Genomic DNA, 12,152 nt, shown 5'->3' with positions numbered 1-12,152 from the left:
CGACCTGCCGGTCAGCGCGGGCGGGCCTCGTGCAGGGCCTCGGCGACCTCGGCGGGATCCGCGCCGAGGTCGTGGCGGCCGAGGAGGTGCAGCGACTCCCCCGCGTCGATCTCCAGCAGCTCGCTGGTCAGGCCCCGCCGCGCGCGGCGGTCCACGGTCACCTTCTCGACCGCCGACCAGGGCAGCCGTCGGCGGCCCGCGAAGCCCTGGACGACCGTGATCCCGTCCGGGTCGACCGCGAGCCGGACGGGTGCCACCAGGTCGCGCGCCGCCCAGCCGGCGAGCCCGGCGGCCGTGAGCACGGCCAGCGCCAACCGGATCCGGTCGCCCCCGTCGAGGAACAGCGCCAGCGCGAGCAGCGCGACCGCGCCGGTCAGCTTGAGCGCCGGCAGGGCGGGCGGCACCCGCCACTGCCGGGCCGGGGCCGGGTCTGGATGCATCCGTTCAGCATGCCAGGGCACCGGGGGAGGACGCCCGGCCCGCCGACGACGTAGGATCGGGGCCAGCCCAAGTTACCGGGGAGTAGTCATGAGTGACGCAGTCATCGTCGGCGCGGTACGCACCCCGGTGGGGCGGCGCAAGGGCAGCCTGGCGGCCGTGCACCCGGTCGACCTCTCGGCGCACGTGCTGCGCGCCCTCGCTGAGCGCACCGGCATCGATCCGGCGCTGGTAGACGACGTGGTCTGGGGTTGCGTCTCCCAGGTCGGCGACCAGTCGTGGAACGTCGCCCGCAACGGCGTGCTCGCCGCCGGCTGGCCCGAGTCGGTGCCCGGCACCACGCTCGACCGGCAGTGCGGCTCCAGCCAGCAGGCCCTGCACTTCGCCGCCGCCACCGTCCTCTCCGGCCAGGCAGACCTGGTCGTCGCCGGCGGCGTCGAGTCGATGACCCGGGTCGCGATGGGCTCCAGCGTGGCCGGCGGGTCGCCCTTCAGCGACCAGCTGCGCGACCGCTACCGCGGCGTCGAGGGCTTCGCCGACGACGCGCCGCTGCCGTTCAACCAGGGCGTCGGGGCGGAGCTGATCGCCGAGCGCTGGCGCCTCTCCCGCGCGCAGCTCGACGAGTTCGCCCTCGCCAGCCACGAGAAGGCCGCCGCCGCGCAGGACGCCGGCGCCTTCGACGCCGAGATCGCCCCGGTCGCCCTGGCCGACGGCGGCAAGTTCGCCGCCGACGAGGGCATCCGGCGGGACACCTCGCTGGAGAAGCTCGGCGAGCTGGCCACCCCGTTCCGCCCCGACGGCGTCGTCACCGCCGGCTCCGCGTCGCAGATCTCCGACGGCGCGGCGGCGCTCGCCGTCACCACCAGCGAGTGGGCCAGCCGGCACGGCCTGCGCCCGCTGGCCCGGGTGCACACCGCCGTCGTCGCCGCCGACGACCCCGTCACCATGCTCACCGCGCCCATCCCGGCCACCGCGAAGGCGCTGCGCCGCGCGGGGCTGGGCATCGAGGAGATCGGGGTCTACGAGGTGAACGAGGCGTTCGCGCCGGTGCCGCTGGCCTGGCTGGCGGAGACCGAGGCGGACCCGGAGCGGCTCAACCCGCGCGGCGGCGCGATCGCCCTCGGCCACCCGCTCGGCGGCTCCGGCGCCCGGATCATGACCACCATGCTCGCCCACATGCGGGACAACGACATCCGCTACGGCCTCCAGACGATGTGCGAGGGCGGCGGCATGGCCAACGCGACCATCGTCGAGCTGCTGTAGGCGGCGGGAAAACCCCTGGCACGGCGGCGGGGCGGCGGTTAGGTTGCCGGGCGTGACCGACGCCGCCACGCCACGCGCCGACTGGGTCGACCCGCACTGGCGGGACACCGCGCTCGACTGGATCGGCGACCGGCTCGGTCGGCACGGCCGCCGGATCGCCGGGCCGATCGAGCCCCGGGTCCGGCCCTGGTCGCTGGTCTGGCGGGTGCCCACCGACGCCGGGGACGTCTGGTTCAAGGCGAACAACGCCGGCACCCGGCACGAGGCCGCGCTGCTGGCCGCGTTGGCCCGGCTCGTGCCCGGCCGGGTGCTCGACCCCGTCGCCGTGGACACCGACCGCGGCTGGTCCCTGCTGCCCGACGGCGGCCGGACGCTGCGCGCGGCGCTGGGCGGCGACCGGAGTCTGCTGCCCCGCTGGGAGCGGGTCCTGCCGGAGTACGCCGACCTCCAGCGCGCGGTCGCGCCCGGGGTCGGCGAGCTGCTAGCCCTCGGCGTACCCGACCACCGGCCGGAGGCGCTGCCGGGGCTGTTCGAGGCGCTGCTCGACGACGAGGAGGCGCTGCTGCTCGGGGCGGCGGACGGGCTCACCGTCGAGGCGTACGAGCGGCTGCGCGCCCACCGCTCCGCGTTCGCCGAGGACTGCCGGCGGCTGGCCGCCTCGGGCGTCGCGCCGACGATCCAGCACGACGACCTGCACGACGGCAACGTCTTCGTAGCCGGCGACGGGCACCGCTTCTTCGACTGGGGCGACGCCTCGGTGGCCCACCCGTTCGGCACCCTGCTGGTGACGCTGAACTCGGTCGCGGACACGTTCGGGCTGCCCGAGGGCGACCCGGCTCTGGCGCGGCTGCGCGACGCCTACCTGGAGCCGTGGTCGGCCGGCCACGACCGGGCGACGCTGCACGAGACGGCCCGCCTGGCCGTCCGCGTCACCCGGGTCAGCCGGGCGCTCTCCTGGCGCCGCGCCCTCTCCGGCCCCGACCCGACCCGGGCGGAGTACGCGTCCGCCGTGCCCGGCTGGTTGCAGGAACTGTTCGCGCCGGACCCGGTCTGAGCCGGCGCGGCGACGTCCGGCGGCCCTCCGGCGGTCGGCGGCGAAGCCGGACAGGCGGTGCGACGCGCGCGCGTGGAAGTTCCAAAATTCCCGCGTGACCCGCGTCACCCCAGGTCGCGCCTCGTTGGGCAGGGCATGGACGTCTTCTCCCGAACGTTCCTCCCGGCCGCCTCCGAGGCCGGGCTGGCGGTGCAGACCGTCACCCGGCACATGCCGGTCTTCCGACGCTGCGTCGGCTCCGGCGACGCCACCATCCTCGTCACCCGGTGCGCCCGGCCGGACCGCCCGATGGCCGGCGAGTACCTCCTCCTGCTGACCCACCGGCGGCTGGTCGTCACCCAGCAGACCCGCGTGCTGCACCGGCTGCGCCTGCACCTCAACACGGAGCTGCGGGAGCTCAGCAACGTCACCTGGAGCCCCGACCCGCGCCTGCACTCGGTCGAGCTGGCCGCCACCGCGATCGACGGGATCCGCGAGCGGTTCCTCATCCGCACCCGCCACCCGAAGCAGGTGTGGCAGCTCGACGCGCTGCTCAACCACGCCTTCCGGACCCGGCTGCGGACCCCCCGGGAGCGACTCGTCGCCACCATCGGCGAGGCGCCGCCGGTCGCGCGGCCCGCCGCCTTCCGTCCCGCCGTGGTGCGCTGACCGGCTTCTTACCGAACCCGAACATCCGCTGCCCCTCCGGCGGCGCCGCGTCGGCAATCATGGGTCGGTGACCGTCGACGCCCCGCCTCGCGGGCTCGTCCTCGTGGTGGAGGACGAGCCGGCCATCGCCGACCTGGTCCGGCTCTACCTGACCCGGGACGGCTTCGGCGTCCACCTGGAACGGGACGGGGCGGCCGGGCTGGCCGCCGCCCGCCGGCTGCGCCCGGTGGCCTGCGTCCTCGACATCGCGCTGCCCGGCCTGACCGGCACCGAGGTCTGCCGGCGCCTGCGTGAGGCCGGCGACTGGACGCCGGTCATCTTCCTCACCGCCCGCGACGACGAGGTGGACCGCGTCGTCGGGCTGGAGCTGGGGGCGGACGACTACGTCACCAAGCCGTTCAGCCCCCGCGAGCTGGTCGCCCGGGTGCGGGCGGTGCTGCGGCGCAGCGCCGGGACGCCCGAGGGGCCGGGCCTGCCCCGGGTCGTCGGCGCGGTGGCCCTCGACCCGACCCGCCGGACGGTGACCGCCGCGGGGACCCCGGTCCAGCTCACCTCCACCGAGTTCGACCTGCTGGCGTACCTGATGGCCCGACCGGGCCGGGTCTTCACCAGGGAGGAACTGCTCGCCGGCGTCTGGGGGTACGCGGCGCACGCCGGCACCCGCACCGTCGACGTGCACGTCGCGCAGGTCCGGGCGAAGCTGGGCGCGGCCGGCGTGATCCGCACCCACCGGGGCGTCGGGTACGCCGCCGATGGCTGAGCCGACCGGCGCGCCGCCGCCGGCGCCGCGACACCGTCCCGGGCGGACGCTGACCTCCCGCGCGGTGCTGGTCACCTGCGCGGTGGCCCTGGTCTCGGTGCTGGTCACGGCGATCGTCGCGGTGCCCCTGGCGGTACGCGGCGTGGAACGGCGCGACCAGGAGGCGCTGGCCGCCCAGGCCCGGCTCGCGGCCGAGGTGCTGCGTCCCCGGCTGGAGACCGGCCGGACCGCCGACGAGGAGCGGCTCGTCCGGCAGTTGAACGCCCAGGGCGTCGACGCGTACCTGGTCCGGGGCGGGGTCGCGGAGCGCCCCGGCCTGCCGCCGCGTGTGGTGCGGCGCGTCGCCGAGGGGCGCAACGTGTCGACCCGCCGCCCGCTCGACGGGCGGCGCACGCTGATCGAGGGACGCGCCCTGCCCGGCGGCAACGGGGTGGTGCTGACCCGTACCCGGTCCACGGCGCCGTGGCGGCAGGTCGTGCCCAGCCTCTGGCTGCCGCTGCTGGCGGGGCTCGCCGCCGGGGTGGTCGCCGGGCTGCTGCTCGCCCGCAGGCTGGCCCGGCCGATCCGGCGCGCCGCCGACGCCGCCGCCCGGCTGCGCGCCGGGGACCGGGCGGTACGCGTGCCGGTGGAGCCGCCCGACGAGGTGGCCGACCTGGCGTACGCGCTGAACGGGCTGGCCGCCGCGCTGGCCACGAGCGAGGGGCGGCAGCGGGAGTTCCTGCTCTCCGTCTCGCACGAGCTGCGCACCCCGTTGACGGCGATCCGAGGCTACGCCGAGGCGCTGGCCGACGGGGTGATCGGGCCGGCGGACGCGCCCGGCGCCGGGCGTACCGTGCTCGCGGAGGCGCAGCACCTGGACCGGTTGGTCAGCGACCTGCTGGCGTTGGCCCGGCTGGAGGCCGCCGACTTCCCGCTCGAACCGGTGCCGGTGGACCTCGCTCGGCTGGCCGCCGACGCGGGTCGGACCTGGGCCGACCGGTGCGCGGCGGTGGGGGTGCCGTTCCGCGCGGAGGTCCCGGACGCGCCGGTGCCGGCGTACACCGATCCGGGCCGGATCCGGCAGGTGGTGGACGGGCTGCTGGAGAACGCGCTGCGGGTCGTACCGCCGGGGGCGCCCATCGTGCTCGCGGTCCGGGCGGCCGGCGCGGACCCGGTGGCGGGCGGCGTCGTCGAGGTCCGCGACGGCGGACCGGGCTTCACCGACGACGACCTGGCGGTGGCCTTCGAGCGCGGCGCCCTGCACCAGCGCTACCGGGGAGTGCGCAAGGTCGGCAGCGGGTTGGGGCTGGCGCTCGCCGCCGGCCTGGTCCGCCGGCTCGGCGGGGAGATCGCGGCCGGGCACGCCCCGGAGGGCGGGGCCGCGTTCACGGTCCGGCTGCCGGCGGATCCTTACCGGACCCGAACATCGGCCTGACCTGTCGCTCGCGGGGCGGCGGGAGGCTTGGGCTCCACGGACGAGAGGGAGACTCATGGCACGTTGGGGAATCGTCACCACCACGCTGCTCGCGGCGGTCGCGCTCGGCGTCGGCGGCTGCGGCTCCGCCGGGCCGGCCGGTCAGCCGGCCCGGGAGACCGCCGTCGAGGTCGCTGCGGCGCTGGGCGCGGAGGGTCAGGCGCTGGCCGCGCTGGGCTTCGACGCCGGCGACCTGGACGTCGAGCCACTGGCCGCCCCCGCCTCGCCGGAGGCGTCGCCGGGCGCGGCCGGGGAGCAGCGGCGGGAGCGCGCGGAGGAGCGGCGCGAGCGCCGGCAGGCCCGGGTGCTGCTGCGCCGGGGCGCCCTGCACGGCGAGGCCGTGGTGCGGACGAAGGACGGCGGTACGCGGACCGTCGCCGTGCAGCGGGGCGAGGTGACCGCGGTCGACGGCGACTCGATGACCGTGAAGTCCGCCGACGGCTTCACCATGACCTGGACCTTCGGCGACAAGCTGCGCGTCGTGGAGCGCCGCACGATGATCCGATCCGCCGACGTCAAGGTCGGTACGACGGTCGGCGTGGCCGGCGCCAAGGAGGGCGACGGCGGGGTCGCCCGCCTGATCGTCGTGCCGGCCAGGCAGAAGTAGGGAAGTGCGGCCCGTCGGCCGGCGGGCCACACCCCGCCGGCCGACGCGGGCGGTGCCGCCCGGGGTGGCGGCGCCGCCCGCGCGGGCGAATCGGTCTCAGTAGACGCGGGAGCCGATGAAGTCGTCGTGCCCGTAGCCCACCGGGTTGGCGAAGTTGCGGGACTCGAAGGACCACTGCTGGCGGGTGCTGGTGGAGCAGGTGGCCAGCCGCAGCCGGGGGGTGCCCAGCAACGGGTTGTCGAACGCCACGCAGAGGTTGCCGTTGCCGGCCGTCCTGAGCTGGTTGCCGGCGAAGACGAACTTCTGGTTGGCGCCGCCGTGGCAGTCGTGGACGTTCACGGCCGTGCCGGCGCTCAGCGACCCGCCCGAGACGTCCAGGCAGCGGTCGTGGGAGAGCTCCGAGTGCAGCGACTGGCGAGTCGGGTCGTACCAGAAGCCCTGGTTGCGCCCGCCGTGACAGCCGTACGACTGCTGGGGGGTGCCGTTGCGCGAGTCGTAGCCCTTGCCGTCGACGCAGGTGCCGGTGGCGGCGTTGCGCAGCTGCCTGAACTCGAAGAGCCCGTCGTAGAGCACGCCGTTGCCGGTGCTGGCCGGGTCCACACAGGTCGCCCGCTCCCGCCCCGAGTTGAAGAACTGGGTGACGCACTGGGCGAACATGCCGTGCCCCCGGTTGTTGGGGTGGAACGACTGCCGCGCCGCGTTCTCGTCCCAGATGCCGAGCTCGATGTGCAGCCCGCGCACCGACGTGTTGTCCGTGCACACCTCGTGGCCGTGGAAGAGCCGGCTGGCGTCCAGGTAGCGGGTGCCCGTGTTGGTCGCGGCCGCCCGCAGCGCCGACTCGAACATCGGCACCGCCTTGTTCCGGGCGAACGCGGCGTCGGCCAGGTAGAGCAGGCAGCCGCCGGCGTACCAGCCGGGGAAGTTCGGGTTGTCCTCCACGTCCGGGCTGCCCGGGCTCGGGTACGACATGAGCACCAGCTCGTAGTCCGAGCGCAGGTAGCCGGCGCCGGTCATGGTCTGCCGGATGTCTTCGAGGGCGTCCTCGACCGCCTGCCGGCTGCCGTCGGTGCGGACGGTCCACTGGTCGGTGTAGGTGGGGTAGCAGGCGCCCTGGAGGAGGACCCGGCGGACGGTGCAGTCGGTGGCGACCGGGCCGAACTGGATCGTGCCGTCGCCGTTGGCGCCGACCACCACCCAGATCAGCTTGATGTGCGTGTTGCGCGCCTTGATGGCGAGGTGGTCGCCCTGGTTCAGCTCGTTGTGCTGGGTCGGCCCGCCCCGGATCAGGTTCCACGGGGTCGCCCCGGAGCAGGCGATGTTGTACTTCTCGTCGGCGGCGATGCCGGTGCGGAACACCGCCTGGTCGTACGAGCGGTCGCACCAGTTGCCGGGCTGGTGGGTGCCGGGGACGTAGTTCCCGACCCCCTCGCCCGAGATCTCGCTGTCGCCCATGGTGATCAGCGCGGTGCGGCGCTGCTCGATGGGGCGGACGGCGGGCGCGCCGTAGAGCGCGGTGGCCTCGGCGGCGCGGATCGTCTCCAGGTTGGCGGGGAGCGGCTGGATGGCCGGACGGTCGGCCGCGGTGGCGGGGGAGGCCGTTCCGGCGAGCATGGGCAGGACGAGAGCGGCGGCGGCGACGACGGTGAGCGCCCGTCGTCGGGTCGCGCGTTCGCGCCTGGCAGGGGAACCAAGCATCGACGCACTCCTTTCGGCTCGATCGCGGGACGTCGATCGAGTTACCAGAAGGTAGCGTCGGCTTCGAGGTATGTTAATGCGTCTCGGAATCGTTGCGCGCAGAGTGCAGAACCGGGCGATCCGGGCGAACCGCGCGGCGTCACCGGAGCGATCGGCCGGGCTCCCGGCGGATCGGCTGGCACCGCGGGGACCGCGCGGCGGCTTCCCGGCGGGTCAGCTGCCCGGCGGGAGGGCGTAACCCACGTAGCCCCGGAACTGCACGAGCCAGCCCGCCGGCGCCAGCGCCGCGCACGCCGGCCGGCTGCCCGTGCAGACGACGGCGTCCACCGAGGCCGGGTCGGCCGGCGGGCGCCCGGGCAGCACCGACTGGAGCGCCACCAGCTCCGGCGGGCGCCCGTCCGCGTCGCGCAGCAGCAGCCACCAGGGGTACTCCCAGTTGTCGTTCTGCTGCACCAGGCCGATCCGGCGGGCGCCCGTCGCGCGTACCGCGTCGGCCGCCCAGCGGAACTCCTCCGCCCACTGGGGACGCCGCAGGAACCGGGTCTCCCACTCGGCGGTGGTGAAGACCGAGCCCGCCCCGACCAGCCGGCGCGGGAAGCCGTACGACACCGCGAGCACCCCGGCCAGCGCGCAGGTGGCCAGCACGCTCACCGCGAGCCCGGCCGCCACCGGCCGCCGTCCGCCCGCGCCGCCGGCCCGGCGCCGGAACAGCGCGTCCAGCCAGAGCCCCGCCAGCGGTACGGCCAGCGCCAGCGCGTAGAGCAGCAGGCGGTTGCCCCACGGCTGCCACTTGATCATGGCGGTGTGCAGCAGCAAGGCCGCCACCACGACCACCGCGTACGCGCGCAGCGGCCCCGCCCGGGTCGGGCTGACCCGGCCGGGTCGGGCCAGCGCGGCCGCCGCCCCGATCGCCGCCAGCGCCCCGGCCAGCGGAAAGGCCACCCGGTCCTCGTCCGGGTACCAGGACGGCACCGGGAACCGCTCCCGGCCGAAGGTGGTGGCCCGGTCCTGCGGGTCCACCCCGATCAGCCCGGCACCGCCGATGATCGCCCCGGCACCGGCCCGGCGCAGCGGCGCGAGTGGCGTGTCGAACGCGGTGTGCGCGATCCGCAGCGTGTTGACCAGCAACGACGGCGGGTCGTGCCGTTCCATCGGAATCGACTCGCGCAGCCGGGGCGGCCCGAGCGGATGCCCGAACTCGGCGGTCACCCGGGCCAGGAACGGCCCGACCACCACCACCGCGACCAGCAGGATCAGCGCCGACCCGGCGACCGTCCGGCGCACCTGCCACCGCGACGGGCCGCCACCGGTCCGGGACGCGTCGGTGCCCCGGCCGGGCGGGCCGGGGCGGTCCGGCGCGGAGCCGGTCCGGGCCAGCCGGAGCTGGGCCAGCCCCCAGAGCAGCAGCAGCGGCCCGACCGCGGCCAGGCCGCTGGTCTTGGTCAGGGCGGTCAGCCCGGTGGCCGCCCCCAGCGCCAGCGCCGCCCCGAGCCCGGCGCGCCGGCGCAGCCCGTCCAGCGCCAGCGTGCCCGCGCAGGCCACCCAGGCGGCGCAGACCAGATCCGTCTGGGTGCTGGTCGCCTGGAGCGCCACCATCGGGGTGGTGGCGAGCACGAACGCGGTCAGCAACTGGGCCCGCCGTCCCCCGCCGAGCTGCGCGGTGATCCGGGTGACCGCCAGCAGTACGCCGACGCCGGCCGCCCACTGCACCAGGTTGTGCAGCGCGTCCCCGCCGGTGAACAGGCGCAGGTGCAGCAGCAGGTACTCGGCGCCGGGCGGGATGGTCACCTGCCGGTGGATGGCGGTGGGCCAGAAGTCCAGGCCGCCCCGGGCCACCCAGTGCTCCACCTTGGGCAGGTGGTAGGTCTGCGAGTCGAAGTTGTTCGGCTCGGCCAGCAGGGCGATGAGCAGCTCGACCAGCAGCAGTCCGCCGACCGTGCCGGCGAGCAGCCGCTCGCCCCGACCCGCCGTACGCCAGGCGTCGGCCAGCCGGGTCGGCCAGCCGGCGGCGTGGGGGGACGCGCCGCGTCGCGCGGCGGCCACCGGCGCCGGCGGCGGGGCCGGGGGACCGGCGGCCGGGCCGGCCGTCGCGCCGACCAGCGCCGGCTCCGGCGCGGCGACGACCTCGACCGCGCGGCGCGCGACGACGATCCCCGCCGCGCGGCGCTCGGCGTCCCGGCGGCGTCGCCAGCCGAAGCCGGCGACCGCGGCGGCGAGGAGCAGCAGCCAGGCCACGGCGAACGCCGGCGGGGTGAGCAGCCGCAGCACGCCCAGCAGTTCCACCGTGAGCACCGCGTACGCGCCGGTGACCAGAGCCGCCCGGACCAGCGCGAGGCGGAGCCCCGCCGTGGTCCCGGCCGCGACCGGGCGGAACGCGACCGCGAGCAGTCCGATCGCGGCGACCGGCGCCAGGGCGAACGGGTAGCCGACTGCCGACATGGCGGCAGTAAACACCATGAACCTGGGGCCGCCGCGCCCAATGCCCGCAGTGCTGAGCAACGCGTCGCTGGCAGCCAGGTTAGGCTAGGGCCGACATGCCGTCGCCACCGTGGAGATTCCCGTGAAGCTCTCGATCCTCATGCCGGTCTACAACGAGGAAGAACGCATCGCGGATGCCCTCAAGCAGGCATTGGCAGTCGACTATCCGTGCGAGATCGAGCTGGTCGTGGTCGACGACGGCAGCCGGGACGGCACCGGCGAGATCCTCGGCCGGGCCGACGACGCGCGCCTGCGGGTCATCACCCACCAGCGCAACGCCGGCAAGGGTGCCGCCATCAAGACGGCGGTCGACAACGCCGAGGGTGACTACATGGTCATTCTCGACGCCGACCTGGAGTACGACCCGCAGGACATCCCCAAGCTGCTCGACCCGGTGCTCGACGGGCGGGCCACGGTGGTCTACGGCAACCGCACCTTCGGCAGCCACAGCGCCTACAGCTTCTGGTACGTGATGGGCAACAAGGGCGTCACGATGGCCGCGAACGTCCTGTTCAACTCCTACATCGGCGACCTGGAGACCTGCTTCAAGCTGATGCCGGTCGCGCTCTACCGCTCGCTCGAGATCCGCTCGCGCGGCTTCGGCATGGAGGCCGAGGTGACCGGCAAGCTGCTGCGCCGGCGCATCCGCCCCTACGAGGTGCCGATCAGCTACCGCGCGCGGGGCCGCGAAGAGGGCAAGAAGATCACCTGGAAGGACGGCGTCGAGGCGATCTGGATCCTCGGCCGCGAGCGCACCCGCCGCCGGACCGGCGCCCCGACCCGCTGACCCCCCTCCCGCGTCGCCCGCCGGCGCGGCCCCTCGCCGCCGGCGGGCGTCGACGTCCGGCGTGACTCAGCGGCCGGCCGGCACCAGCGCCGGGTCCAGGAACCCGGCGACCGAGCGGCGCAGCCCGGCGGCGTCCAGCCCGTGCCAGCGGGTGTGGTCCTCGGCCGAGCCGTAGCGGCGCAGCTCCTCCCGTCCCACACCGAGCGCCAGCAGCCGGTGCGGCCGGTCGGCCAGGGCCGCCGACACCACCCGGGCCGACGTGCCGGCCAGGTAGGGCTCCACCAGGATCACCGCGTCGCCGGCCAGCGCCCGCAGCCCCACCGTGTCGAACGGCCGCGGCCGGTGGGTGTAGGCCACCGTGACCCCCAGGCCGGCGACCGCCGCCAGCGCCGCGTCCAGCACCGGCCCCACCGCGACCAGCAGCGGCGCGCCCGGTCCCGCGTCCAGGACCACCCGCAGCGCCCCGTCGCCGCCGTACGGCCGGGCGTTGTGCAGGGTGGACAGCCGCAGGTACGCCGAGCCGTCGGCGGCCACCGCGTCCCGCAGCAGCGCCGGCACCTCGTCGGGGTGGCCGGGAACGTGCACGGTCCAGCCGTGCAGGGAGTCGATCAGGGAGACGTCGGCCGGGGACAGGTGGGTCCGGCCGGCGGCCGCCCGGTCGTACGACGCGCCGATGCTGACCAGCACCGCGCTCGCGCCCTGGTGGTCCAGGTCGAGCTTGAGCTGCTCGTACGCCCGCTCGACGAGGAACGGGGCGTAGCTGTGCACGATCGGCCGGAGCCCGGTCAGGGCGAGCCCACCGGCCACGCCCACCATCAGCTGCTCCCGGATCCCGACGTTGAGCACCCGGTCCGGGTGCCGGTACGCGGCCGGGGCGAACGCGTCGGCGGAGATGTCGGCCAGCACCAGGGCCGTACGCGGATCCTCCGCCAGCAGCGCGGTGGTGGTGTCGATGAAACGGTTCCGCAC

At 75.8% G+C, this 12,152-nt stretch carries 11 protein-coding genes; 7 read left to right on the top strand and 4 right to left on the bottom strand.

Features of this window, described 5'->3' with window-relative positions; all coding sequences use genetic code 11:
* Positions 1–11: 11 nt before the first annotated feature.
* Entirely contained in the window at positions 12–440 is a 429-nt protein-coding gene (locus AB0G08_RS12445; protein WP_358086603.1) for a PH domain-containing protein, read from the bottom strand.
* 88 nt (positions 441–528) lie between these two features.
* Here AB0G08_RS12445 and AB0G08_RS12440 point away from each other — a divergent pair, with 88 nt between their 5' ends.
* The 6 genes from AB0G08_RS12440 (at position 529) to AB0G08_RS12415 (ending at position 6,223) form a co-directional block, all read left to right on the top strand.
* Positions 529–1,701 (top strand): acetyl-CoA C-acyltransferase, encoded by a 1,173-nt coding sequence (locus tag AB0G08_RS12440; protein WP_357875144.1) that lies wholly within the window; start codon positions 529–531, stop codon positions 1,699–1,701.
* Between the two features lie 52 nt (positions 1,702–1,753).
* Positions 1,754–2,755, top strand: coding sequence for a phosphotransferase (locus AB0G08_RS12435; protein WP_358086601.1), 1,002 nt, complete (start codon positions 1,754–1,756; stop codon positions 2,753–2,755).
* A 135-nt stretch (positions 2,756–2,890) separates the two neighbouring features.
* Positions 2,891–3,403 carry a hypothetical protein gene (locus tag AB0G08_RS12430; RefSeq protein WP_358086599.1) on the top strand — a complete coding sequence of 171 codons (513 nt, stop codon included), beginning with the start codon at positions 2,891–2,893 and terminating at the stop codon, positions 3,401–3,403.
* Between the two features lie 67 nt (positions 3,404–3,470).
* Positions 3,471–4,163: a response regulator transcription factor gene (locus AB0G08_RS12425; RefSeq protein ID WP_358086597.1), complete on the top strand. Its 693-nt coding sequence runs from the start codon at positions 3,471–3,473 to the stop codon at positions 4,161–4,163.
* On the top strand, positions 4,156–5,577 hold the full coding sequence (locus tag AB0G08_RS12420; RefSeq protein WP_358086595.1) for a HAMP domain-containing sensor histidine kinase: 1,422 nt from the start codon (positions 4,156–4,158) through the stop codon (positions 5,575–5,577). Before AB0G08_RS12425 ends, AB0G08_RS12420 begins: the two co-directional genes overlap by 8 nt.
* 55 nt (positions 5,578–5,632) lie before the next feature.
* On the top strand, positions 5,633–6,223 hold the full coding sequence (locus AB0G08_RS12415) for a hypothetical protein (RefSeq protein ID WP_358086593.1): 591 nt from the start codon (positions 5,633–5,635) through the stop codon (positions 6,221–6,223).
* A 96-nt stretch (positions 6,224–6,319) separates the two neighbouring features.
* Here the strand turns inward: AB0G08_RS12415 and AB0G08_RS12410 are convergent, their stop codons facing one another.
* Together AB0G08_RS12410 and AB0G08_RS12405 are read right to left on the bottom strand one after the other, a co-directional pair.
* Complete coding sequence (locus tag AB0G08_RS12410; protein ID WP_358086591.1) at positions 6,320–7,918, bottom strand: ricin-type beta-trefoil lectin domain protein; 1,599 nt, start codon at positions 7,916–7,918, stop codon at positions 6,320–6,322.
* Positions 7,919–8,131: 213 nt separating this feature from the next.
* The gene (locus AB0G08_RS12405; RefSeq protein ID WP_358086590.1) at positions 8,132–10,357 is read right to left on the bottom strand and encodes a hypothetical protein; all 2,226 of its coding nucleotides are present in this window, start codon (positions 10,355–10,357) and stop codon (positions 8,132–8,134) included.
* 121 nt (positions 10,358–10,478) lie between these two features.
* Here AB0G08_RS12405 and AB0G08_RS12400 point away from each other — a divergent pair, with 121 nt between their 5' ends.
* The gene (locus AB0G08_RS12400; RefSeq protein WP_358086588.1) at positions 10,479–11,183 is read left to right on the top strand and encodes a glycosyltransferase family 2 protein; all 705 of its coding nucleotides are present in this window, start codon (positions 10,479–10,481) and stop codon (positions 11,181–11,183) included.
* A gap of 66 nt (positions 11,184–11,249) precedes the next feature.
* On the opposite strand, the gene AB0G08_RS12395 is transcribed toward AB0G08_RS12400, so the two are convergent.
* A complete protein-coding gene (locus AB0G08_RS12395) occupies positions 11,250–12,152 on the bottom strand; it encodes a transketolase (protein WP_358086586.1) in 903 nt (300 codons plus the stop codon).

It is taken from the genome of Micromonospora sp. NPDC023644, assembly GCF_040640115.1.
Taxonomy (GTDB): domain Bacteria; phylum Actinomycetota; class Actinomycetes; order Mycobacteriales; family Micromonosporaceae; genus Micromonospora.
This window is presented reverse-complemented; position numbering and strand designations above follow the sequence as displayed.

Bases quoted from the DNA above. Each gene is read 5' to 3' on its own strand.
- AB0G08_RS12445 (WP_358086603.1), bottom strand. From the start codon at position 440: ATGCATCCAGACCCGGCCCCGGCCCGGCAGTGGCGGGTGCCGCCCGCC.
- AB0G08_RS12440 (WP_357875144.1), top strand. From the start codon at position 529: ATGAGTGACGCAGTCATCGTCGGCGCGGTACGCACCCCGGTGGGGCGG.
- AB0G08_RS12430 (WP_358086599.1), top strand. From the start codon at position 2,891: ATGGACGTCTTCTCCCGAACGTTCCTCCCGGCCGCCTCCGAGGCCGGG.
- AB0G08_RS12420 (WP_358086595.1), top strand. From the start codon at position 4,156: ATGGCTGAGCCGACCGGCGCGCCGCCGCCGGCGCCGCGACACCGTCCC.
- AB0G08_RS12415 (WP_358086593.1), top strand. From the start codon at position 5,633: ATGGCACGTTGGGGAATCGTCACCACCACGCTGCTCGCGGCGGTCGCG.
- AB0G08_RS12410 (WP_358086591.1), bottom strand. From the start codon at position 7,918: ATGCTTGGTTCCCCTGCCAGGCGCGAACGCGCGACCCGACGACGGGCG.
- AB0G08_RS12405 (WP_358086590.1), bottom strand. From the start codon at position 10,357: ATGTCGGCAGTCGGCTACCCGTTCGCCCTGGCGCCGGTCGCCGCGATC.